The organism is Lacimicrobium alkaliphilum (assembly GCF_002591895.1).
In the GTDB taxonomy this organism is placed as follows: domain Bacteria; phylum Pseudomonadota; class Gammaproteobacteria; order Enterobacterales; family Alteromonadaceae; genus Lacimicrobium; species Lacimicrobium alkaliphilum.
Window position 1 is genome coordinate 94524 of the sequence record NZ_NISX01000014.1, and the last position, 23534, is coordinate 118057.

Here is a 23534-nt window from a genome sequence, read left to right on the forward strand (position 1 = left end):
CGCCTCACTGATCATTCCACCAGCTATCAGTCTTCAGTGGCGTAGCCTGCAAGAAGCACAGCGGACGTGTCCAGCACCTTTGCCTCTTCTCGGAGACAAAATGCCACAGTTATATATTCAAAGGCTGCTGGATTGCGGGTTGGGAGAATGCCCATGGGTTTACCCGGATTCCGCTTCGCTACATCCGGGCTACGTGGTAATTCATAATTCAGCATTCATAATTCCCCTCACCCCACCAGCATCGCCAGGGCAGAGAAGATCAGTAACAGGCAAATACCCAGTTTGAACTGGCGTTCATCAACCCGGTGGTGAAGCCAGTCGCCCATTTTAACCGCCAGATACAGAACGGGCAGACACGCCAGAATCGTCAGTGCTACAGGCTGAACCCGGCCCTGAATCAGCATCACTACCGAATACAGGCTGTTAAGCACAAACCAGACACTGACCAACGTGGCCCGGAATGTGGCTTTGTCCAGTTGACGACTGCTGATGCCGTACACCAGCAAGGGGCCGCCAGAGCCATATAACCCCTGAGCGATTCCCGCAAAAAACATCCACAGTCTTTGCCACCAGTCAGGCCGGGCCGCAATTTGTTGGCGACGATAAAGTTTGAGCAGTTCGCGACTGGAAAACCACAATACCAGCAGCGCAAAGCCGGTTTTAAGCCAGGTCGGTGGCAGGCTGTCCAGCAGCCAGATGCCAGCGCCCATGCCCAGTATCATCAGCGGTAATATCATCGTGGTAAGTAATGACCAGTCTGTTTGTCGGCGCAGACGCCAGGCCATACCGCCGGTCATAAAGATATTCAGGGGCACCAGAATGGGTAACAATGACGGAATGCTGAACATCAGACTGCCCAGAGATACGGCGATCACCATACTGCCAAACCCTGTCACCGCCTGAGCGGTAAAGCCCAGCCAGACCGCAAAACCTAACCACAGATATTCCATCGCCACCCGTATGACTGATACAGAAAAACCAATTGGAGGTGATCATGCCATATCAGGACCCTGGTTTCTGAAATTTGTTGGTTGTCACATTCGTGAGTAATGCCCATTGGCGATCAGTTGCGTCAGGCACTGGCCTGAGTAAAGGCCTTTTTGACTTCGGCGATGGCGGTGGTCCGGTGTTGTTCAAGGGTGTCGCGTATGGCTTTGCCCTGATGACCGGCGGCGATGATCTGTTGCACATCTGCGTCGCTGGCGGCCTTGAGTGCCTGGCGAAAATAATCGGCCTGATCGTACGGAATCTGTTCGAAGCCGGTTCTGCCTCGCGCATCTGCGGTACAGGCGATGAGCAGATCTTCAAAACGCTCTGGTTTTCGCCAGGCGTCACAGCGATTGAAGACTTTGAGCACCGTGGCCGGTTTGAGCTCCAGTGCTTTATGCACGTGAGTATGGAATTCACCTACCAGCAGGGCCAGATCCCGACAGTCATTGGGAACTTTCAGTCTGTCGCTGAAAGCCTGAATCGCTTTGAGACCGGATTTTTCGTGGCCGCGGTGGGATGGCCAGTGCTCTGGCGGCGTTAACCCCTTACCCAGATCGTGCACCAGTGCGGCATAACGCACAGTGAGTTTGTCAGACAGGCTGACTGCCTGCTCCAACACCATCATGGTATGTACTCCGGTATCAATTTCCGGATGCCATCTCTCAGGATTTGGCACGCCCCACAGCGCATCCAGCTCGCCAAACCAGTCGTTCATTGCACCGGCTTCGCGCAGCACGGCAAAAAACACCTGTGGATGGGTCTCCATCAGTGCCCGGCTGGTTTCTTTCCATATACGCTCCGGTGATAACGTCGCCAGTTCACCGGATGCACTGATCTGGCGCATCAGGGCCAGCGTCTCCGGCGCGACGGTAAAACCATACTGATGATAGCGGGCCGCAAACCGGGCGACCCGCAACACCCGTAACGGATCCTCCACAAAGGCATCGGAAACATGCCGTAAAACCCGTGCTTCGAGATCCTGCTGGCCATGATAAGGATCAATGATCTGCCCCTCGCTGTCCTGAGCCATGGCATTGATGGTCAGGTCGCGACGCATCAGATCCTGTTCCAGAGTCACGTCGGTGCTGCTGTCACAGACAAAGCCCGTATAACCCTGACCTGATTTGCGCTCGGTGCGGGCAAGGGCATATTCCTCTGCGCTTTTGGGGTGCAGGAATACCGGGAAATCCTTTCCTACCTGGCGAAAGCCCTGATCCAGCATTTCCTGTACCGTTGCGCCCACCACCACATAGTCCCGTTCATGAAATGGGTGGTTGAGTAAGGTATCTCTGACTGCGCCGCCGACCAGATAAATTTGCATCAAATCTCTCTTTAAAAAAGCCTGGCTCTATTATGCCAAATATTCATGTTTACTGCTTTGACTTGCTTCAGGCAAATCGTTAACTTAGAGGCTGTTCGTTTGGAAGCGGTCTTTTGGCCCGGATTTTGTGTTGAGAGTACTGATGTCTGTCTGGCACACTGCGCTCTCCCGTGCCGGTTGTGGGCGAAAATCTATGCTTTTGACCCGGATACTTTTGTTTCAGGATAGAAACCAACTTTACTCAGGCGTCGCAGTTTTCTATGTATCTTAATTATTTCGGTCTGGCGGATAATCCTTTTTCGATTGCGCCAAACCCGGATTATTTGTTTCTCAGTCCACGGCATAAAGAAGCCCTGGCCCATCTGACTTTTGGCCTGAGGGAAAGCGGTGGTTTTGTGATGCTGACCGGCGAGGTGGGGACAGGTAAAACCACCGTGTCACGCAAGCTGATGCAACAATTGCCGGACAATACCCAGGTGGCGATGATTCTTAATCCAACTCTTTCGGCGCTGGAGTTACTGGAAACGATCTGTGACGAATTGGGGATTGCCTACAAAGATAATCAGGCCAGTCTCAAACACTATACCGATCTGATCCTCAAGCATCTGGCACAAAACCATCATCGTGGCATTAATACTATTCTGATCATCGACGAAGCCCAGCATCTGATGCCGGAAGTGCTCGAACAATTGCGCCTGTTGACCAATCTGGAGACCAACAGAGAGAAACTACTCAAAGTTGTACTGATTGGCCAGCCTGAGTTGCAGCAACTGCTCAAACGCAATGAATTGCGTCAGCTTGCCCAACGTATCACCGCCCGCTACCACCTGTTGCCGCTCAACGCTCAGGAAGTCAAAGAGTATGTGGCTCACCGCCTGCAGGTCGCAGGGGGAGACAAGGGCCTGTTTAAAGCGTCGACACTGGGCGCGATTTATCAGATCACCGGGGGAATCCCCAGAGTGATAAATCTTTTATGTGATCGGGCACTGACACTGGCTTTTACCAAGCAGCAGCTGGTTGTGCATCGCTATCTGTTTATGGTCGCAGCCGGACAGATCCTCGGTGAGGATGTGGTGCGTCAGCGCCAGGGCAAACAGTGGACACTGATATTATCCGGACTAATGCTGGCAGGGGTATTGCTGGGCTATGTAGCAGGGAGCTGGCATGGCTGAATTTTTGTCTATTGATGCGCTCAGGCCGGGAATGGTGATTGTGCAGATTACTGCACAAAATGGTCCGGTACGAATTCGTAAGTCGGGGTTAGTCACCAGTGGGGCGATGATCGAAGGCCTCAGGGAAATGGGTGTACAGGAAGTCGAGATCGATCCTGCCCAGACGGTGGAAGTCGCTGATGGGGCTGACTCTCAGGTTGCCCATTCACCGACAAAAACGTTACTGATGCAGGACAGCAGTCGCAATCAGGTTGATAGCCGGTTATCCGATCAGTTCCATCGCAGTCTGTTTCTGCCCTCGGTTCAGTCATTGCCAGACAACTGGCATTATTATTCCCGTAAGGCTGGTATGGCAGCGCTGGTGTTTATCGGTGGTCTGGCGCTGGGCTGGAATATCGCCAATTACCCGATGTGGATGACGTTATTTGCCAGTGATGCTCAGGCTGAGCTAACCGCAAAACCCGTTTCCACTCTCTCCCAACCGGTTCCGGATAAAGTCAGTACGGATACCTCCGCGCTGCCAGAAATCTCTGAAGAGGTTGCCAGAACTGATGCCACAAGATCTGTTGATGAAGCTGGCATCACTGCTCGCGGCAACACGCAGACGAACGTTACCGGGCAACGTAACGATTCTCAGACACAAGAGGAAGGCCAGCGGGTGCGGGCTGAAAAAGAGAGTCCGGCGGCGGGGGATATTTCTCCTGAGCTGTTGGACAAGTTCCGTCAGGCGGTATCGGCGCTGGAAAGCACCGATACCAGTGTATCTGAACCCACAGTCGAACCACCCCAGGAGGTTGTGCCTGTTGATCAATTGCCTTCCTGGGTGCTGGCTGAGTTACCTTCATTGTCATTTTCGGCGCATATGTTTGCTTCTAATCCAAAAGATCGCTGGGTCAGAGTCAATGGTCAGGAACTCAAAGAAGGAGGATGGCTGGACCAGGAACTGCGGATTGTGGCGATTCAGTCACAGCATGTCATCCTTGCCTACAAAGGTCAGGAATTCAGCATGCGCGCCCTGACCGACTGGTAATAAAATATGCTCACTACACCGAGCTGCAGCGATAAAAAAGCTATCAACCACGAAAAACACTAAAGACACGAAAGGAAAACAAAGCCGTTTCGTATCAAGTGAGTCGTCAGTTTTCTCTGCGCTCCCCGCGCCCCTGCGAGATCCCGGGCTTTTATTTGTTGATCTCGCTGAGGCGCAAAGGCGCTGGATCCCCGCCAACTGCATGAGGGAAAGACCGACTGTCATGCCCGAGCGGTGTAATCGGGTTTATCCAGCTTTCTTTGAATATTGGGTGTCAAAGTATTGCACTTGCCCGAATCAAAGGTTGCTGGGTTTATCCAGCTTTCTTTGAATATTGGGTGTCAAAGTATTGCACTTGCCCGAATCAAAGGTTGCTGGGCATCCAGTGACCTTGAGTATTCAAATGAGTCTCCTTAGCCATGGGCCAATAAGTCCGCTGAACATCCTTTGACCTTCAAAAAGCTGATATCTGATAACGTTCTGCCCCTGTCCAAAGCGCTGCAAATCCGCTAGAATTCGCCTCCTTTGTTTTGTAGAAAAATGACCGATTTATGTTAGAAATCAATCCACTGAAAACCGGTATAGCTGATGTTCGCGAGCGCACGGCGGCGCTTAGGGGGTATCTTTGACTTCGATCTGAAGCAAGAGCGGCTTGAAGAAGTTAATCGTGAACTGGAAAACCCTGATGTCTGGAATGAACCAGACCGGGCTCAGGCATTGGGCAAAGAAAAAGTCGCTCTGGAAAGCGTGGTCGACACGATTCTTGAACTGGAGCAGGGTAGCGAAGATGTTGAGGGGCTGATGGAGCTGGCGGTAGAGGCAGAAGATCAGGAAACCCTTGATGAAGGTCAGCAGGAACTTGACAGCCTGATCAAAAAACTTGAGGGGCTTGAATTCAAGCGGATGTTCAGTGGCCCACAGGATACCAACGACTGTTATCTGGATATTCAGGCCGGCTCCGGCGGAACCGAAGCGCAGGACTGGGCCAATATTCTGCTGCGCATGTATTTGCGCTGGGGCGAGGATCATGGTTTTAAAACGGACCTTATTGAAGTGTCTGACGGCGACGTGGCCGGTATAAAAAGTGCCACGATCCGGTTCGGCGGTGAATATGCCTATGGCTGGCTACGCACTGAAACCGGTGTGCATCGCCTGGTACGTAAATCACCTTTTGATTCAGGCAACCGTCGGCATACGTCCTTTGCCTCGGCTTTCGCCTATCCGGAAATTGATGACAATATTGAAATCGATATTAATCCGTCTGATTTGCGTATCGATACCTACCGTGCCAGTGGTGCCGGTGGTCAGCATGTTAACCGAACGGATTCGGCAGTACGTATTACCCATGAGCCCAGCGGTATTGTTGTGCAGTGTCAGAATGATCGTTCACAGCACAAGAATAAAGATCAGGCCATGAAGCAGCTCAAAGCCAAGTTGTTTGAAATGGAGATGAAAAAACAAAACGAGCAGAAGCAGGCCATGGAAGATACCAAGTCGGATATTGGCTGGGGCAGTCAGATCCGCTCTTATGTGCTGGACGACTCGCGGATTAAAGACTTGCGTACCGGCGTTGAAACCCATAACACCCAGGCCGTGCTTGATGGCGGACTGGACAAATTTATTCAGGCGAGTCTGAAATCGGGACTCTGATAACAGTGTCTGTATTTAGTTACCAAAATCAGGAAATGTGAGCATGACCACAGATATCCAGCAGGAAGAAAACCGACTGATCGCAGAGCGCCGCACAAAGCTGGCTGAGATCCGTGAAAACTGCAAGGCCAACGGCCATCCGAATGATTTTCATCGTCAGCACTATAGCCAGGATCTGCAGGATAAATTTGGCGACATGGACAAACCGCAGCTCGAGGAGCTGGACCAGGTTGTCAGTGTGGCAGGGCGTATTCTGGCCAAGCGCGGGCCCTTCTTATTGCTGCAGGATATGAAAGGCCGCATTCAGGCCTATGCCAGTAAGGATGCTCAGAAAGATATCAAAGCCCGTTTTGGCAGCCTGGATATCGGCGATATTATCGGCGTTACCGGTGTGCTGCATAAATCAGGTAAGGGCGATCTGTATGTGAATATGGCCGAGTACAGCCTGCTGACCAAATCATTGCGTCCGTTACCGGAAAAATTCCATGGTCTGGCTGATCAGGAAACCAAATATCGTCAGCGGTATGTGGACCTGATAATGAGCCAGCAGACCCGTGACACCTTTAAGGTTCGTAGTCAGATCGTTAACGGCATTCGCCGTTATCTGAGTGAGCGGGACTTTATGGAAGTGGAAACACCGATGTTACAGGTGATCCCCGGCGGTGCTACGGCCAAGCCTTTCGTAACGCACCACAATGCGCTGGATATCGATATGTATTTGCGTATCGCGCCAGAGCTGTATCTCAAACGTCTTGTGGTAGGTGGTTTTGAGCGGGTGTTTGAGATCAACCGTAATTTCCGCAATGAAGGGTTGTCTACCCGGCATAACCCTGAATTCACCATGATCGAGTTTTACCAGGCGTATGCCGATTATCGCGATCTGATGGATCTCACCGAAGACATGTTGCGTACTCTGGCCAAAGACGTACTCGGTACCACAGATATTGTTAATACGGTGCGGGATACTGAAGGCGAAGTGCTGGAAGAAAATCATTATGATTTTGCTCAGCCCTTTGCGCGCCTGAGCATGAGCGACGCCATTCTCAAATACTGGCCGGAAGCGGATAAAGTGGCGATCAAAGATCCTGAGAATCATCTCGATAGCTTAAAAGCCATGGCGAAAACCCTGCATATCAAAGAGCCTGAAGTGGATGGCATCTGGGGGGCCGGTAAATATTTGTGCGAAATCTTCGAAGCTACCGCTGAAGAGCGGCTGGATCAGCCCACGTTTATTACCGAGTATCCCTGGGAGGTATCACCGCTGGCCCGTCGCAATGATGATAATCCTTTTATAACCGACAGATTTGAGTTCTTTGTTGGTGGTCGCGAGCTGGCCAACGGTTTCTCGGAGCTGAACGATGCTGAAGATCAGGCCGCCCGTTTCCGCAAACAGGTGGAAGAAAAAGACGCCGGTGATGAAGAAGCCATGCACTTTGATGAAGACTATATCCGTGCGTTGGAATACGGGCTACCCCCCACAGCAGGAGAAGGCATCGGTATCGATCGTCTGGTGATGTTGTTTACCGACAGCCCCACCATCAAAGACGTGATCCTATTCCCCCATATGCGCCCGCAGGAGTGACAGCAAAAAGCTGATTACCACAGCCGCGGAGGTCACAGAGAAGTTTGAAGGTATAATCCGTTGCTTCCTCAGTGTTCTCAGCGCCTTTGCGTCTCAGCGAGATCAATAGGTAAAAGCCTGGGATCTCGCAGGGGCGCGGCGATCGCAGAGGTATTTACCGTTTAAAACCTCTGTGACCTCTGTGTCTCTGTGGTTAATTTAGTTATTACTCGTCGGATTTCAGTCGCACGTAGGTCTTGTACTTTTTCTTCAATAGTTTGTCGATATAGCGGGTCAGTTTGACCTTCTGGCTGATGGCATCATCCAGCGCATCCGTCAGCTCTTTGAGCATCGACTTATAATACTCAATGTCTTTGGTCACGAGGGCAGAAGGGGAGCTTGGTTGATCCGGTTCTCTGATGGGGCTGTTGTCTTTGACCGCGGGTGAGTCCTGAATAAACATTTCATCGGCCACTTCATCGACCACCGCTTCCACTGCGGCTTCATCCAGCTCTTTGAGCTCTTCTAAAAACCCATACAGCAGGATCCTGTCTGTCAGTGTATTGATTTTGCGCGGCACGCCTTTGGTGAATTCAAATATTTTCTGGTAAGCGCCTTCGGTAAACAGCGCCGCGCCGCGCCAGCCTGCATGATAGAGGCGAAACTCGATATAGTTTTTGACGTCTGTATCAGTCAGTGGCGATAAATGGCACGAGGCGACAATACGTTGTCTGAACTGTTCCATATTCGGGGCTCTGAGGATCGGTTGCAGCTCTTCCTGACCGAGTAGAAAACTTTGCAACAGCGGTTTGCCCTTGGACTGGAAGTTGGACAGCATGCGCAATTCTTCAATGGTTTCCAGTGGCAGATTCTGGGCTTCATCCACCAGTAACAACGCCCGTTTACCCTGCTGATTGAGCTGAAACAAAAAGGTTTCCAGATCCTTGAGAATATCAGCCTTGGTTTTACCGGCAACATTAATATCAAATTTACTGGCCACCATTTTAACCAGTTCATCGGGAGACAATTTGGGCGTTACAATTTGTGCCGCAAAAATATCATCCTGAATCTCTTCCAGTAAACTGTTGGCAATGGTGGTTTTACCGGTGCCGATCCCTCCGGTGATGACGATAAAACCTTCAGCCTGGGCCAGGCCATATTCCAGATAAGAGAGTGCCCTTTTATGCCATTTACTGGCAAAGAAAAAACTCGGATCCGGCGTAAGCTGGAAAGGTTTGGCATTTAGTCCGTAAAAGCTCTCGTACATGTGTAAAACTCGCTTCCTAGAAAGAGTACAGCCTGTGGCGTAAGGTCAATAGTGTCTGGCAGTGCCCCATGCTAAGTGCAGAGCCAGAAACAAGCAAATAATAAAACATCCGGCTAACGCATCGCTTATTTGCTCTGTGTTCAGGTACTGGGGTAAAATGCCCGAAAAAGACGCAGGGTCGTTCGTGCAGGTAAAAGCTCCCAAATTCCAACTTTCCTTTTTTCATCCCCGATATTGGCTGACCTGGTTAAGTATTATCATACTGTATCTGATCTCCTGGCTGCCTTACCGGTTACAGATGTGGCTTGGCAAAGGCGTGGGTCGTTTGCTCTATTATGTGCTTAAATCCAGACGCAAAGTGGCCCAGCGCAATATCGAGCTGAGCTTTCCTGATCTGTCTGCAAAGGAACGCGAGCAACTCGTTAAGGCCAACCTTGATTCAGCCGGTATGGCGCTTTTTGAAACGGGCATGGGATGGTGGTGGCCGGATTGGCGGGTAAAAAAACTGAGCCGTGTTGTTGGCTATGAGCATGTTGAACAGATACTGGCCAAAGGAAAAGGCGTCTTCGGGTTGGTGATTCACAATATGAATCTGGAAATGAACTGCAGAGTGATAGGATTAAAACACCCCAGTGTGGCGTTTTACCGGCGGCACAACAACCCGCTGATGGAGTATATGCAGTACCATGGCCGCGCCCGCTCGAACAAGTATCTGATTAATAAACGGGCAGTGGGGGATATGCTCAAGGCCCTGAACCATCAGGAATTAGGTCTGTATTTTCCGGATCAGGATTATGGTCCTAAACGCTGTGAGTTTGTGCCCTTTTTTGCAGTAAAAGAAACGGCAACCACAACCGGTACCTTATTGTTTGCCAGTCAGGCAAATTGTGAAACGGTATTTTTATTGCCACTGCGTACCGATAAGGGCTACGAAGTTCATATTTTGCCCGGGCTTGAAGATTTTCCCTCAGGAGACGATAAACTGGATGTAAGCCGGATTAACAAACGTATTGAAGAAATGGTGTTAAAAGCACCGGAACAATATTTGTGGATGCATAAAAGGTTTAAAACCCGACCTGAACACACTCCCGAATCATTGTATTAGTCGCTCAGAGATTATTGCATCAGGATTATGAAAAAGAAAAAGGTCTCAACAAACTCAGTCTGGATAAGGCACCTGGGATTGGCACTGGTGCTGATCATTATCGCTACCGTGGTGATTAATCTGGAAGCGATCCGTAGTTCCAGCCCCAAACCTGAAGGACAAAAGCCTAAGCGGAACCCGGCAACCGGCCTGACCGACTTCTATGCACAGTATCGCTCCGGTCCGGAATTGTCTCTGGAAAACACCAGTGACTTTGTGATGGATGTTAAAACATCGGAGCAACCTCTTGGTGAGCGATTACAAAGTATGGAGAGTTTGCAGAAGCCGGTTTCCGGCCGCTGGGTCGGAGAGCACAGATACCGGACGTTTAAAGCCGGAGGGACGTTAAGAGAGGTGATTACCGCTTACGCCCAGGCTGAAGGCATGCAACTGCTATGGGAGCTTAACCAGGATTTTGTTGTGAAAAGCAGTTTTCAGGTTGAAGACACCATTGCCGGTGCGCTGGGGCAGATAGCCCGGGCCGTAGACAGTAATTTCAATGGTACCGTAGAAGCCTTTTTCTGCCCCCGGCAACGAACCTTTGTGATCACCGACAGGGTCAACGATTACCTCAGGCAATATTGCAGCCCTGTATAGCTCGGGTATGCGATAACCACAGCATGACAGATGGTCGTTCCCGCGTTGTTTGGTGGGAACCCAGCGCCTTTTTTAACCACGAATTCACGCAAAAAAAGCTGATTAACCACAGAGGCTAAGAAGTGAGGGGAGAGGTGTCAGGAGTGAGGGCTAAAACCCGTAGCCCTTGATGTAGCGAAGCGGAATACGGCAAGCCGCCCCTGTATCCCCGCAATCCGCTTCGCTCCTTGCAGGCTACAGAATCTGAAGCCATCGATCTGCAACGGTTCTTCTTGGCGATCTCTGCGCCTCTGCGAGATCAAACAAAGAAAAGCCCGGGATATCGAAGTCCGTTATTGCTCAAACACCTCATGCCAGATGCTGCTGACTTGTTGTTGCAACTGCTGCAGATTATCCGAGGTATCGATAGCCGGTTCTCCGGCCAGCGTGTATTGATGCCCCGCATTGCGATAAATCAGATAGGCCTGGGTCAGCACATTGACCCAGTCCGGACTGATAACCTGATGAATTTCCAGGGTTCTGAGAATTCTCACATTATCTGAATTTTCGCACAGCGCGGGATGTGCAGCACTGTGGGCCAGCACCCAGTACTGTACCAGAAATTCAATATCGGCAATGCCACCACGGCCCTGCTTCAAGTCAAACGCTCGTCCATCTTTATGTTCTTTACTCAGGTGAGCGCGCATCTTTTCACGCATTTTGCTGACATCATCCCGCAGGGGCGCGAGGCTTCTTTGCTGACACAAAATCTGCTTGCGGATATCGCTGAAATCCTGCGCCAGCTGTTTGTCACCGAATACAAAACGACCTCTTACCAACGCCTGGTGCTCCCAGGTCCAGGCTTCTTTTTGCTGATATTCGGCAAACCCCATAATATGACAGACAAGCAGCCCCGCGTTACCAGAGGGGCGTAAGCGTAAATCTGTTTCGTAGAGATCTCCTGATGCCGTTTTGGTGTTGAACAGGTGCATGATCCGTTGCGCAAGCTTGATGTAAAAATTGCCAGACTCAATGGCCTTGGCACCACTTGTTTCCTCTTGTGAGTCACAGTTGTGCAGAAATACCAGATCCAGGTCGGAACCGTATCCCAGTTCGATGCCGCCAAGTTTGCCGTAGGCCACTACCCCAAAACCAAGCTGACCATCCTCTATACCTGCTGGGCGTCCATAACGTGCCACCATTTGCTGCCAGGCGTCCAGTACCACTTCCTGGATCACGGCCTCTGCCAGAGAGGTGAGGTGGTCACTGACTTCCATCACCGGCAGCACGCCGGTAACATCGGCTGCGGCAATCTTGAGTTGCTGGCTGAGCTTGAACTGCCTCAGGGCTTCCATCTGGGCTTCCAGATCCTGCTCCGGGATCCGCAGCATACTGAGCCTGAGCTCGTCCGCATAGCCGCTGAGGGGCGTCAGTTCATACAGATGCTCGGAGTTAAGCAGTTCATCCAGCAGGATTGGAAAATGGGTTATCTGTTCGGCGATCCAGGGGCTGGCACTGCATAACCGGGTCAGTTGTTCCATGGCACCGCGGTTTTCCAGCAGTAATTCCAGGTAGGTGGTGCGTCTGCAAATGGACTTAATGACGGCAGTCATTCGCTCCAGCAATTGCTCTGGTTTATGGCATTCCAGTACCAGTTGCAACATGCCCGGCATTAACTTGTCCAGCGTCTCCCGGCCGCGTTTGCCCATGCTGCGCTGGCGCATTTCTTCAGCAAATACTTTCAGTTTCTGCCAGAACCCTTCACCTTCTCTGACCGAAACAAAGTTCTGTAGTATTGGCAGTGCTTCTTCATCGTCCAGTGGCAGTGTCCAGAGATCGGCCAGATCACTGAGCTCCTCAATACTCTGATGCTCGGGCTCATCACCAATCAGCTCCATAAACTGATCGTGAATAAAGGCCATCTCATTTTTCAGCCTGGTCTCGAACTCAGCATACTGTGTGAACCCCATCACCTGCCTGAGTCTGGCGCGATCAAGTTCATCAGTGGGTAGCTGTTGTGTTTGCTCATCCGAAAATTGTTGCAGGCAGTGCTCAGTTTTACGCAGGAACAGGTAGGCGTCGCGTAGTCTTTTCGCATCCGGCTGCTGCAAATACTCCCGCTCTGTGAGCACGCTGAGGATATTCAGCAGCCCCGGCTGTTGCAGATCCTGTTCGCGGCCACCACGGATCAACTGGAAAGTCTGGACAATAAACTCCACCTCCCGAATCCCTCCGGCACCGAGCTTGATGTTATTGGTTAGCTGGCGGCGTCTGACCTCTTTGCTGATCAGTGCTTTCATATTGCGCAGCGCATCTATGGCGCTGAAATCAATATAGCGACGGAATACAAAGGGGCGCAGGATCGCCTTAAGCTCGTCGGCAAAAGGCCCGCTGGTATTGATCACCCGCCCTTTCACCATGGCGTAGCGTTCCCATTCCCGGCCCTGCTCCTGGTAATAGTCTTCCAGAGCGGCGAAATGCATCACCAGGGGCCCACTGTCGCCAAAAGGGCGCAAGCGCATATCTACCCTGAAAACCTGGCCCTGCGCGGTGATCTGGTTCAGTGCGGCAATTAATTTTTGCCCCAGCTTGGTGAAAAACTGTTGATTCTCAATGGTTTTTTTGGCGCCTTGTGTGTCACCCAATTGTGGATAACAAAATATCAGATCGATATCTGATGAAAAATTCAGCTCCGCACCACCCAGCTTGCCCATGCCGATAATCAGCATAGGCTGGTGTTTATCGTCCAGCATCGGGTAACCGAAGCGTTCTGCCAGTTTGCTGTAACACCAGTCGGCGGCAGAGGTAATCAGCGCATCGGCAAGTGCAGAAACCTGCTCCAGGGAGTCTTCAATCTGTTGTTGATTGGTCAGATCCAGCCAGGCCAGGCGTACCATCTGCTGACGGCGGTACTGTCGCAGCTGTTCATGTAATGACGTTTCATCGCTGACAGATTCCAGCCGTTGATTCAGCTGAGATAAGTAGTCAGGATGCGGGGCGCTGAGTTGTTCGTGTTCCAGTAAATGTTTCACGACACTCAGATCCTGTATACAACTGCGGGCAATAAAATCGCTCAGGCCCAGCACCTTTAACAGAGTCTGTTGGTGTTTTGGCAGCCAGCTCGCCTGAGGGTGTGCCTCCATGAGTTGTTGCCAGTAGTCTTGCGCCTGGTGTTCGAGCATCATTTTTGTCCTGCTACATTGCCGATATAGTCAATATGCCAGCAGCCTCATCATGATCCAACAGCTTATACCATTCCATCCGGATAATGACCCATTCAACGAGCACAAACATGTTCTCTGATAGGGCATGGCTCTGACGAGTTGCGGGGTTAAAGCAAAGGACCATAACACAGCCAGGCGAGCGTTTGAGGCTTGTGGCCAGCAGGACTTTTCTGTTCGGTGCCATTTGTCTGAGTAAAACCACTGTGCCTTTGCAGCGGCGCATTGACCTGAGCCCTTCTGACTCGCTGTGAACTGGTTAATTATCCGGATGAATGGGTATTACCTTGCAATTGGCCTGATAAGTAACGAATAATTAAAGCATTATTGACTTACTGCAGGTATGCCATGGAATCAGAGATTCTGACGTTGTCGTATAACCCGGAGATGCTGGCTTATTTTAGTGCCGATATACTGATCGCTCTGGTGCTGCTGATTGCCATGCGTTGGGTGTATACCCTGTGGACCCGGGTAGATAGTACCAATGAGCTCTCCGGTAAAGATAATTTCGCCTTTGGCGTGAGTGTCGCCTCCAGTCTGCTGGCGTTAAGTATCGTGGTCTGGAGTGCCGCAGAGCAAGCTTCCGCCGATGACTACCTGACTCAGTCACTGCAAATGCTGGTATTTGGTATTGGCGGTATTATCCTGATTAAAATAGGTCGTTGGGCCCATGACAAGGTCATTCTTAATCGCTTTAATAAGCGTGAGCAGATACTTCAGGGAAACGTGAGTATTGGCCTGGTAGATGGCGCGAATACCATCGCGACGGCGATCATTATACGCAGCGTAATGTTATGGACAGAGGGTTTTACGCTATATAGCGGCATCGCTATTCTGAGTGGCTTTTTTGTGGCGCAGACCGTGATGTTGGTGACGACCCGGTTAATGGAACGGCGCTTTGCCCAGGATAACCAGAATGATTCTATGCAGGACGTACTGGTGCGGGGACAGGTGGCTCTGGCGATCCAGCATGGCGGCCACTTGCTGGGCGTTGCCTTTGCGGTGAGTGCTGCGAGTAAGATACTGGTCTACCACCCCTGGGCTTATATCAGTAACCTGATCAACTGGCTGTTTATTGCGCTGTTGTTTACGTTGCTGACGATTATCCTGGCCTGGGTCGCTAAAAGACTGGTACTAAAGGGAATTAATCTGGTACGGGAAGTAGACCAACAACACAATATTGGTGTGGCAAGTATCGAAATGGCGCTCACAATCGGGGTGGCGCTGTTATTGTTAGGGCTGGTTTCCTGATGACACAACACAGAACAAAGTTAGGTCCCTTCGATATTGGCATGATGGTGCTGTCCATCGTTGCCGTGGTTAATATTTCGGTACTGATCGTAATGCGCCTGCCCGAGGATGTACGTCATTACCTGTTGATTATGGACACCATTATCTGTGTGGTTTTTCTGCTGCACTTTTTCTACAACCTGAGCCAGAGCCGGGACCGGATTTTATATGTAAAAGAGCACTGGATTGACTTTGTCGCCAGCATTCCCGCTGTAGAGGTTTTCCGCCTCGCCCGCTTTTTGCAGGTTGTGAGGGTTATCCGCCTGATCAAAGACACCCGGCATCTGTTGCTGACATCGCTTAAAGACAGGATTCAGACAACCCTGGCTACCATGATGGTAGTGCTGGTGGTGTTAATAGGGGCATCAGGTTTATCTATTTATCTGATTGAATATGATTTGCCCGGCTCGAATATTCGTACCGCAGAGGATGCTATCTGGTGGAGTCTGGTGACCATATCTACCGTAGGTTATGGCGATTACTACCCGGTTTCCACAGCGGGCAGGGTAGTCAGTATCCTGCTGATTCTGAGCGGTGTCAGTCTGTTTGGTGTGATTTCAGGTTATATTGCTTCTTATTTTATAACGCCGCAGGAAAAGGACCAGCTGGCCGTTCAGAACAAACGGATCATTAAAATGCAGCAGCATGTGGAGGAACTGGATGAGTCTATTCAATCCCTGCATCACAAAATTGATCATTTGCTGGAACATAACAATAAAAAGCCCTCTGACGATGCCCGATAACAGCATTCGTGCATGACCGGAAGTCGTTCCCGCAGTTGTTGGCGGGAACCCAGCGCCTTTGCGCCTCTGCGAGAGGAAATGATGTTCGTAGGATAAATGTTTTCCCGGATTTCGCTGCGCTACATCATGGGCTACAAGGTTTTAGCCCTCACTCCTGACACCTCTCCCCTCACTTTTTATCCTCAGTGTTCTCTGCGCCTCTGTGGTTATTTTGTCTTTCTTAAAGACTGCTGGATGCCCAGCAACCTTTGAATTAGCAATGTGCTGCTCAATAACACCGTGCTGTCAGAGGTGCTGGACAAGCCCGATAACGGCATTCGGGCATGACGGGCAGCAGCGTTACTTAACCTGCTGTAAAAAAACCTCTTTAAAGAATTTGGTCAGATTAATCTTAAACTCTTCCGGGCGTACGCTGGATTCAATCTCGTCCTGAGCTTTGCTGAGGTCGAGCTGCTTGATTTCGTTATAGTGGCCGGATCGTACGGAATAAAAAGTCATCACCATCGGGCTAAGTGGATCTTCTTTGTTGGCACGGGTAACGATGGCCAGTTTACCGCTTTTTAGTTTGACCAGGGAGCCTACCGGATGCACCCCGATACAGCGAATAAACTGATGTACCAAAGATTGATCCAGCTGACCCTGACTGAACCCCAGTAATTGTTTCAGTGCCTGAGTGGGAGAGTAGGCTTTGCGCCAGGGTCTTGTTGAGGTCATGGCATCATAACTGTCTACAATAGCCGCCATGCGCGCGTAAACCGACAACGCATCGCCGGACAAACCGCTTGGATAGCCCGAGCCATCGAGTCGCTCGTGATGGTGCGTTACCACTTCTCTGATCACCTGATTATCAATCTCGGCGGCGTCCAGGATCTCTGTGGCCACATCGACATGGCCGTGAATAATCTGCCATTCCTGATTATCCAGTTTGCTTTTTTTATTAAGAATATCCGGGGGAATGGTATTCATCCCCAGATCCATCATCAGTCCGGCCAGCCCCAGGTTATCGATTAATTCCTTGTCAAAACCCAGATGACGTGCAAACAATGCCATCAGGATGGCGCAGTTAAGCGAATGCTCAAGCAGATACTTGTCTCTCTCTTTAATCAGAGTCAGGCAGCAGATGGCATTAGGATCCTCAAAGACTGAGTCGATAATATCGGCGCTGAGCTCTTCGAGTTCCTTTACCGAGCTCGGGCGGCTGTTTTTTACTTTCTTGATGAACCGCGATTGTACGTTCTTTGCCTTATCATAAAGTGTGTTAGCGGTTCCCAGCCGTTCTCCATCTGAAGGTTTCTGGTGGGTTACTTTACTGGCAGGGCCCTCTGCCAAAGCATCAGCATCGTCTTCAATTTCCAGCGGTTGTTCCAGCACACTGCGGGACAGATCCACTTCAACTTCCCTGATGCCCTTGTCAATCAGTCGTTGTACCTGTGACTGGGATTTTATCAGACCGCGGGTTTTTATCTTAAGAGTGGCCGTCTGTTTAGTCACCTGATTAACAAACATGCCAGATCTAACCTGGTCAATGGGAAATATTTTCAGCATTACATATTCTCGGAACGTCAGACCTGCTTTGCACTATTGTGCAAAACAGGCCCGGGATCAAGGTGGGTAAGTGGATATTCTGAACCGACTTGCGTCAGATCAACGCCAGGCGGGGATAGATCGCTCGTAGCTGTCTATTTTTTCGGCCAGCTCCAGCGTTTCACCAATGGCATCCAGACCTTTTAACAATTTATGCTTATGATGTTCGGCGATATCAAAATCAAACTGGCCAGCTTTGCAGCGCACCTGCTGAGCCGGCAAATCCACCTCAATTTCCAGAGCAGGTTCATCCGCCACGGCATTGAATAGTTTGTCCATCTGGTCACTGTTCAGCTGTATGGGCAATAACTGATTATTCATGCAGTTACCGTAAAAGATATCGGCAAAGCTGGTGGCGATTACTACCTTAAAACCATAATCGGTAAGTGCCCAGGGAGCATGTTCACGGCTGCTTCCACAGCCAAAATTCTGCCTCGCCAGCAACACGCTGGCCCCCTGATGTTCAGTCTTGTTTAATGCAAAGTCGGGATTGAGTTCCTGTTCATGCAGATCCAGATAACGCCAGTCGTGAAACAAATGTTTGCCAAACCCTTTGCGGCTGACTGAGGTCAGAAACTGTTTAGGAATTATCTGGTCTGTGTCTACGTTAGCCTGATCTAACGGCGCGGCGGTGCCACGTAAATTTGTAATACCACTCATTGTTCAAACTCCCTCACATCTACGAAATGGCCTCGAATTGCGGCTGCTGCTGCGGCTATGTCCAGCAACGCTTGTTTAGCTTGCATTATCAGAAGGCTCATACATCAAACTCCCGCACATCGACGAAGTGACCTTTGATTGCGGCTGCTGCGGCCATAGCCGGACTCACCAGGTGGGTTCGTGAGCCCCGGCCCTGTCGACCTTCAAAGTTGCGGTTACTGGTGGAGGCGCATCGGTCGCCGGGCTTCAGAATGTCGTCATTCATACCCAGGCACATCGAGCAGCCCGGTAAACGCCACTCGAAACCTGCTTCGGTAAAGATCTTGTCCAGTTGTTCGCTTTCAGCTTGCTGTTTTACCTGGGCTGATCCAGGTACCACAATTGCTGTCACGCCTTCAGCAACCTTACCCGCGGCGGCAATTTTTGCAGCGGCGCGCAAATCTTCGATACGGCTGTTCGTACATGAACCGATAAACACATGGCTGACAGCCACATCACTGAGTTTCTGGCCGGGTTGAAGGCCCATATAGTGCAGTGCTTTTTGTGCCGAGGTGCGGCTTACCTCATCACTGAAGCTTTGTGGCTGTGGAATCGCCTCATTCACACCGATGACCTGACCGGGGTTGGTGCCCCAGGTAACCTGAGGTGTAATGTCTGAGGCCTGCAGATTTACCACTGTATCGAAATGGGCATCAGCATCAGACTTAAGCTGTTGCCAATAGGATAACGCCTGTTCCCAATCTGCCCCTGTCGGACAGCGTTCTCTGTTTTTCAGATAGGCATAGGTGGTTTCATCAGGGGCTATCAGTCCGGCCTTCGCGCCTGCTTCGATGCTCATGTTACAGATGGTCATGCGCTCTTCCATGCTCAGTGCTTCAATGGCGCTGCCGGCATATTCAATCACGTGGCCGGTGGCACCGGCATGGCCGATTTCACCGATAATGGCAAGAATAATATCTTTAGCGGTGACTCCAACCGGAAGGGTGCCGTCGACCTTTACCAGTAAGGTTTTGGCTTTACCCTGTTTTAACGTCTGAGTGGCAAATACGTGTTCAACTTCCGAAGTGCCAATGCCAAACGCCAGAGCGCCAAAGGCGCCATGAGTTGCGGTATGAGAATCACCGCAAACTACTGTCATACCTGGCAGAATCAGCCCCAGTTCAGGACCAATTACATGGATAATGCCCTGTTTCTGATGGCCGACAGGAAACAGCTCGACGCCATACTTGTCGCAATTCTGTTTCAGGGTCATCAATTGAAGCTGATTGGTGGGGCCGCAGGCATCCAGTGCCAGCGAGCGCGTGGAGATGCTGTGATCCATGGTGGCGAACGTGCGCTCAGGGCAGCGCAGGTTGCGCCCCTTCTCCTCCAACCCGGCAAAAGCCTGTGGGGAGGTCACTTCATGGATTAAGTGACGATCGATATAAATCAGGTTGTCGGTTCCGGCTCTTGCCACCAGATGGTCATCCCAGATTTTTTCATACAAGGTCTTACCCATCAGTGCTGTTCCTTAATTTTGTTGGCAATGTAATCTCCCACCTCTGCGGTGGAACAGGCTTCGCTGCGCTGACTTTCAGGCAACAGTTCTGCGGTAACGACACCCTCCTTAAGGGCGTGTTGTACTGCCATTTCGATGGCATCGGCCGCCGCCGTTAGTTTGAGGCTGTAACGCAGCAGCATAGCGGCGGAGAGAATCTGTGCCACAGGATTGGCGATACCCATTCCGGCGATATCCGGGGCGCTGCCCCCTGCCGGCTCATACATGCCAAAGCCCTGTTCGTTGATGCTGGCCGAGGGCAACAGACCCATGGAGCCGGTGATCATGGCACATTCATCACTGATAATATCGCCGAATAAATTGGAGCACAGCATCACATCAAACTGATTGGGATAGCGCAGCAACTGCATGGTGGCGTTATCAATATAAATATGCTCCAGCGTCACATCCGGATAGTCTGTGGCCACCTCCTCGGTGACTTCCCGCCACAAACGGCTGCAAACCAGCACATTGGCTTTATCTACCGAGGTGACTTTTTTGTTTCTCAGGCGCGCTGATTCGAAGGCCAGTTTGGCGATACGACGAATCTCACGGCGTGAATAACGCATGGTATCAAAGGCAAATTCTTCTTCGCCTTCACCCTGTATGCCTTTGGGCTGGCCAAAATAGATACCGCTGGTGAGTTCGCGCACCACCATTACATCGAAGCCGCTGGCGGCAATATCGGCCCGAAGTGGCGACAGGTGCTCCATGCCGGGATAAATCCGTGCCGGGCGCAGGTTGCTGAACAGATCAAAATGGCTGCGTAATTTAAGTAGCGCAGCCCGCTCCGGGCGCTCGTCTAAGGGCAGGTTGTCCCATTTCGGCCCGCCAATGGAGCCAAAAAGAATCGCATCGGCGGCTTCGCAGCCCGCCAGCGTATCTTCAGGCAGAGCCTTACCATGGTTGTCGATGGCTGCGCCGCCCACATCGAAAGATTTAAGTGAGAATTTCAGCTCAAAGGCCGCTTCAATGGCCCGTAACACTTTCACTGCTTGCTCCATCACCTCAGGGCCAATACCGTCCCCGGGTAATAATGCGATGGAATATTCAGACATTTATACCCCTGCTATTTTCTGTTGTTTTTTCTCATCTATCTGATCTGCCAGACAGGTGTTATTCAGTACATAAATCAAGGCCTTAACTCCGGCTTCCACAATATCCGTGGCCAGCCCGATACCGTTGAAACGACGGCCTTTGTATTCGGCGACTACACTGACCTGGGCCAGGGCGTCGGCCCCTTCACCTTTGGAGTCGAGTTTAAAATCGACAATATCGATATCTTCATTGCCGGTAACTTCAATAATGGCATTAAAGGCCGCATCCACCGGGCCGTTACCGATGGCCGATGCGGTGCCTTCACGCTCGCCCATGCGCATTTTTACCGTGGCGCTGGGGATCATGCCTTTACCGGCATTGGCATGCAGGTACAGCAGTTCATACTCTGCCTGCTGCTGTTTTTGCTGGTCGAAGAACACCAGCGCTTCGAGATCATAATCAAACACCTGCCCCTTTTTATCGGCCAGCCGCAAGAAGGCGGCGTACAGGGTATCCAGATCATAATCCTCATCTTTGTAGCCCAGCTCATGCATACGATGTTTGATCACATGGCGGCCGGAGCGGGAGGTCAGATTAAGATTGTTTTTACTGATCCCGACACTTTCCGGCGTCATGATCTCGTAGGTATTCATGGACTTCAGCACACCGTCCTGATGAATGCCCGAGGAGTGACTGAAGGCATTGGCGCCAACAATGGCCTTATTGGCCTGCACCGGCATATTACAGATCTGGCTGACCAGTTTGGAGGTGCGGGAAATTTCCTGACTGTTGATGCCGGTATTCAGGCCCAGCAGATTCTCGCGGGTTTTAAGTACCATGGCAATCTCTTCCAGCGAACAGTTACCGGCCCGCTCACCGATACCGTTGATGGTGCATTCCACCTGACGGGCACCGTTTTGTACCGCCGCTAAAGAGTTAGCTACCGCCAGGCCGAGATCATTGTGGCAGTGCACCGAAATCACTGCCTGGTCGATATTGGGTACGCGGTTAAACAGGGTATGAATAATCTGACCGAACTCAGTGGGGATGGTATAGCCGACGGTGTCGGGGATATTGACTGTGCTGGCCCCGGCTTTAATCGCCGCTTCTACCATCCGGCAGAGGTAATCGATATCGGTGCGTCCGGCATCTTCGCAGGAAAACTCTACATCATCGGTATAGCGCCTGGCATGCTTAACGGCCTGTACGGCCATATCGAGCACTTCATCCTGAGATTTTCGCAGCTTGGCACCGACATGGATCTCAGAGGTGGCGATAAAAGTATGAATTCTGAAGCGCTCTGCCACTTTCAGGGATTCGCCGCAGGCGTCGATATCGCCGGCTACCGCACGGGACAGACCGCATACAACGGAGTTCTTCACCTCTCTGGCAATCGCCTGCACAGACTTAAAATCTCCCGGCGAGGAGACCGGGAAACCCGCTTCGATAATATCAACTCCGAGTCGTTCCAGTGCCAGAGCAATCTGCAGTTTTTCCTTAACACTTAGACTGGCAGGCAGCGCCTGCTCACCATCTCTTAAGGTGGTATCGAATATCTTTACTCTGTCTGACATGGTCGTTCCTCTGCTTGATTTATCAGCCTGTATGCTGAGTTCCCGCTCGATTCTGTATATGTTGCAGGGTCGAATTTATTCGACCACAGGAGCCCGGATTCTGACCTTATTGGCCCAGTAAACTGGCCCCTGCAATGCTGGTTTTGTAGGTCGGACTTTAGTCCGACACAGATTTAAATGCCTGCCATCGCTGTCGGGCTGGCCGACGAGATGCATCCCTGCAATGTCGGCATACGACCGCCATGGAGGGCGGAAGTGCCGATCATGCAGGAGCGATTATCTGCCCGTTCTTTTGAAACAGGCATCCTGCCTTTATCAAAAGTCCAGCTTCAGCATCCATGCTTTCGCGCTAAATTCTGAAGATGCTTCGCATTTTCCAGGCGCATTTAGCCCATGGACATCGCCGGATAATTGTTCCCGACATTTCCGTATACGACCGCCACGGATGGCGGAAGTGCAGGTTATGCAGGAGCAATCACCTGCCCGTCCTTTTGAAACAGGCATCCTGCCTTTATCAAAAGCCCAGCTTCAGCATCCATGCTTTCGCGCTAAATTCTGAAGATGCTTCGCATTTTCCAGGCGCATTTAGCCCATGGACATAAAAAAACCCGTGCTGTGCACGGGTTTCTGTTAATCCTGAGCCTGTTGGCCACAACTACCCGTGCAATCTGGTTGCCATAAGAAGTAGGAGTAGGAACAGGTTATTTTTCATGGATTTTTTTCACTAATTTTTTTTGCTGGCATATTAGTATCGCGAAGCGCGGCGCAGGTCAAGGTTTGTAGGTCATTTAATCTAATACCTATCTGGAATAGCCTATGATTCACCCACTGATCAGACCAATTCCCGTGTCTGTTGGGATGTTTATCCTAAAAAGGTTAGCAGTTCCCAGTCTTCAGTTATCAGTATGAATTCTGAGTAATAGGTTTTCACCGCGGAGTCGCGGAGTGCGCAGAGAATGGAAGGAATAATTTTTTGAATCTCCCCGTCCTCTGCGGCTCTGCGACTCTGCGGTAAATTTGCATTCATTAAAATCACTGGATTGCGGGGCCTTTTTAAGAGGTTCGAGGTTTGTTCCCGGATTCCGCTGCGCTGCATCCTGGCTACATGATCGCTGTGTCTATCAGTACGCATTTCAATTTTTTCTTTGATCTCGCAGAGGCGCAAAGATCGCAGAG

The 23534-nt window shown here is 50.9% G+C and carries 18 protein-coding genes; 8 read left to right on the forward strand and 10 right to left on the reverse strand.

All coding sequences use genetic code 11. The features are described 5' to 3' along the window. Nucleotides 1-227: 227 nt before the first annotated feature. Nucleotides 228-950 carry a sulfite exporter TauE/SafE family protein gene (locus CDA54_RS13945; protein ID WP_099035634.1) on the reverse strand — a complete coding sequence of 241 codons (723 nt, stop codon included), beginning with the start codon at nucleotides 948-950 and terminating at the stop codon, nucleotides 228-230. 122 nt (nucleotides 951-1072) lie between these two features. Then, a complete protein-coding gene (locus tag CDA54_RS13950; RefSeq protein WP_099035635.1) occupies nucleotides 1073-2311 on the reverse strand; it encodes a multifunctional CCA addition/repair protein in 1239 nt (412 codons plus the stop codon). A gap of 260 nt (nucleotides 2312-2571) precedes the next feature. Here CDA54_RS13950 and CDA54_RS13955 point away from each other — a divergent pair, with 260 nt between their 5' ends. The 4 genes from CDA54_RS13955 (at nucleotide 2572) to lysS (ending at nucleotide 7745) form a co-directional block, all read left to right on the forward strand. Next, nucleotides 2572-3483, forward strand: a complete 912-nt coding sequence (locus CDA54_RS13955; RefSeq protein WP_099035636.1) for an ExeA family protein — start codon at nucleotides 2572-2574, stop codon at nucleotides 3481-3483. Next, entirely contained in the window at nucleotides 3476-4513 is a 1038-nt protein-coding gene (locus CDA54_RS13960) for a general secretion pathway protein GspB (RefSeq protein ID WP_099035637.1), read from the forward strand. The genes CDA54_RS13955 and CDA54_RS13960 overlap by 8 nt, the downstream gene beginning before the upstream one ends. Before the next feature lie 551 nt (nucleotides 4514-5064). Further along, a protein-coding gene (prfB, locus tag CDA54_RS13965; RefSeq protein WP_099035638.1) for a peptide chain release factor 2 occupies nucleotides 5065-6163 on the forward strand; the annotation gives its coding sequence in 2 pieces (ribosomal slippage) (nucleotides 5065-5139 and nucleotides 5141-6163; 1098 coding nt in all). A gap of 43 nt (nucleotides 6164-6206) precedes the next feature. After that, complete coding sequence (lysS, locus tag CDA54_RS13970; protein WP_099035639.1) at nucleotides 6207-7745, forward strand: lysine--tRNA ligase; 1539 nt, start codon at nucleotides 6207-6209, stop codon at nucleotides 7743-7745. 205 nt (nucleotides 7746-7950) lie between these two features. Here lysS and CDA54_RS13975 read toward each other — a convergent pair whose 3' ends face one another. Then, nucleotides 7951-8991, reverse strand: a complete 1041-nt coding sequence (locus CDA54_RS13975; RefSeq protein WP_099035640.1) for an XrtA/PEP-CTERM system-associated ATPase — start codon at nucleotides 8989-8991, stop codon at nucleotides 7951-7953. Between the two features lie 157 nt (nucleotides 8992-9148). Between CDA54_RS13975 and lpxL the strand changes: the two genes are divergently transcribed. Together lpxL and CDA54_RS13985 are read left to right on the forward strand one after the other, a co-directional pair. Next, nucleotides 9149-10096, forward strand: coding sequence for an LpxL/LpxP family Kdo(2)-lipid IV(A) lauroyl/palmitoleoyl acyltransferase (gene lpxL / locus CDA54_RS13980; protein ID WP_099035641.1), 948 nt, complete (start codon nucleotides 9149-9151; stop codon nucleotides 10094-10096). Between the two features lie 27 nt (nucleotides 10097-10123). Then, the gene (locus CDA54_RS13985; RefSeq protein WP_099035642.1) at nucleotides 10124-10732 is read left to right on the forward strand and encodes a TcpQ domain-containing protein; all 609 of its coding nucleotides are present in this window, start codon (nucleotides 10124-10126) and stop codon (nucleotides 10730-10732) included. Nucleotides 10733-11064: 332 nt separating this feature from the next. On the opposite strand, the gene glnE is transcribed toward CDA54_RS13985, so the two are convergent. Next, complete coding sequence (gene glnE / locus CDA54_RS13990) at nucleotides 11065-13896, reverse strand: bifunctional [glutamate--ammonia ligase]-adenylyl-L-tyrosine phosphorylase/[glutamate--ammonia-ligase] adenylyltransferase (RefSeq protein ID WP_099035643.1); 2832 nt, start codon at nucleotides 13894-13896, stop codon at nucleotides 11065-11067. A gap of 384 nt (nucleotides 13897-14280) precedes the next feature. On the opposite strand from glnE, the gene CDA54_RS14000 reads away from it, so the two are divergent. Then, on the forward strand, nucleotides 14281-15183 hold the full coding sequence (locus CDA54_RS14000; RefSeq protein WP_099035645.1) for a DUF350 domain-containing protein: 903 nt from the start codon (nucleotides 14281-14283) through the stop codon (nucleotides 15181-15183). Continuing rightward, the gene (locus CDA54_RS19960; protein ID WP_099035646.1) at nucleotides 15183-15965 is read left to right on the forward strand and encodes a potassium channel family protein; all 783 of its coding nucleotides are present in this window, start codon (nucleotides 15183-15185) and stop codon (nucleotides 15963-15965) included. The genes CDA54_RS14000 and CDA54_RS19960 overlap by 1 nt, the downstream gene beginning before the upstream one ends. A 339-nt stretch (nucleotides 15966-16304) precedes the next feature. Here CDA54_RS19960 and CDA54_RS14010 read toward each other — a convergent pair whose 3' ends face one another. The 6 genes from CDA54_RS14010 to CDA54_RS19750 all read right to left on the reverse strand — a co-directional run. Beyond that, a complete protein-coding gene (locus tag CDA54_RS14010; RefSeq protein ID WP_099035647.1) occupies nucleotides 16305-17510 on the reverse strand; it encodes a cyclic di-GMP phosphodiesterase in 1206 nt (401 codons plus the stop codon). 99 nt (nucleotides 17511-17609) lie between these two features. Further along, nucleotides 17610-18209, reverse strand: a complete 600-nt coding sequence (leuD, locus tag CDA54_RS14015; RefSeq protein WP_099035648.1) for a 3-isopropylmalate dehydratase small subunit — start codon at nucleotides 18207-18209, stop codon at nucleotides 17610-17612. Between the two features lie 97 nt (nucleotides 18210-18306). Continuing rightward, nucleotides 18307-19707: a 3-isopropylmalate dehydratase large subunit gene (leuC, locus tag CDA54_RS14020; RefSeq protein ID WP_099035649.1), complete on the reverse strand. Its 1401-nt coding sequence runs from the start codon at nucleotides 19705-19707 to the stop codon at nucleotides 18307-18309. After that, entirely contained in the window at nucleotides 19707-20804 is a 1098-nt protein-coding gene (gene leuB / locus CDA54_RS14025) for a 3-isopropylmalate dehydrogenase (RefSeq protein ID WP_099035650.1), read from the reverse strand. Before leuB ends, leuC begins: the two co-directional genes overlap by 1 nt. Next, complete coding sequence (leuA, locus tag CDA54_RS14030; RefSeq protein WP_099035651.1) at nucleotides 20805-22358, reverse strand: 2-isopropylmalate synthase; 1554 nt, start codon at nucleotides 22356-22358, stop codon at nucleotides 20805-20807. 862 nt (nucleotides 22359-23220) lie between these two features. Next, nucleotides 23221-23534, reverse strand: a 314-nt coding sequence (locus tag CDA54_RS19750) for a hypothetical protein (RefSeq protein ID WP_218962412.1), incomplete at its 5' end; no start/stop codon positions are given.

Bases quoted from the DNA above. Each gene is read 5' to 3' on its own strand.
- CDA54_RS14000 (WP_099035645.1), top strand. From the start codon at position 14,281: ATGGAATCAGAGATTCTGACGTTGTCGTATAACCCGGAGATGCTGGCT.
- leuD (WP_099035648.1), bottom strand. From the start codon at position 18,209: ATGAGTGGTATTACAAATTTACGTGGCACCGCCGCGCCGTTAGATCAG.
- CDA54_RS19960 (WP_099035646.1), top strand. From the start codon at position 15,183: ATGACACAACACAGAACAAAGTTAGGTCCCTTCGATATTGGCATGATG.
- CDA54_RS13985 (WP_099035642.1), top strand. From the start codon at position 10,124: ATGAAAAAGAAAAAGGTCTCAACAAACTCAGTCTGGATAAGGCACCTG.
- lysS (WP_099035639.1), top strand. From the start codon at position 6,207: ATGACCACAGATATCCAGCAGGAAGAAAACCGACTGATCGCAGAGCGC.
- CDA54_RS13960 (WP_099035637.1), top strand. From the start codon at position 3,476: ATGGCTGAATTTTTGTCTATTGATGCGCTCAGGCCGGGAATGGTGATT.
- leuA (WP_099035651.1), bottom strand. From the start codon at position 22,358: ATGTCAGACAGAGTAAAGATATTCGATACCACCTTAAGAGATGGTGAG.
- CDA54_RS13950 (WP_099035635.1), bottom strand. From the start codon at position 2,311: ATGCAAATTTATCTGGTCGGCGGCGCAGTCAGAGATACCTTACTCAAC.
- lpxL (WP_099035641.1), top strand. From the start codon at position 9,149: ATGCCCGAAAAAGACGCAGGGTCGTTCGTGCAGGTAAAAGCTCCCAAA.
- CDA54_RS13955 (WP_099035636.1), top strand. From the start codon at position 2,572: ATGTATCTTAATTATTTCGGTCTGGCGGATAATCCTTTTTCGATTGCG.
- leuC (WP_099035649.1), bottom strand. From the start codon at position 19,707: ATGGGTAAGACCTTGTATGAAAAAATCTGGGATGACCATCTGGTGGCA.
- CDA54_RS13945 (WP_099035634.1), bottom strand. From the start codon at position 950: ATGGAATATCTGTGGTTAGGTTTTGCGGTCTGGCTGGGCTTTACCGCT.
- CDA54_RS14010 (WP_099035647.1), bottom strand. From the start codon at position 17,510: ATGCTGAAAATATTTCCCATTGACCAGGTTAGATCTGGCATGTTTGTT.
- CDA54_RS13975 (WP_099035640.1), bottom strand. From the start codon at position 8,991: ATGTACGAGAGCTTTTACGGACTAAATGCCAAACCTTTCCAGCTTACG.
- leuB (WP_099035650.1), bottom strand. From the start codon at position 20,804: ATGTCTGAATATTCCATCGCATTATTACCCGGGGACGGTATTGGCCCT.
- glnE (WP_099035643.1), bottom strand. From the start codon at position 13,896: ATGATGCTCGAACACCAGGCGCAAGACTACTGGCAACAACTCATGGAG.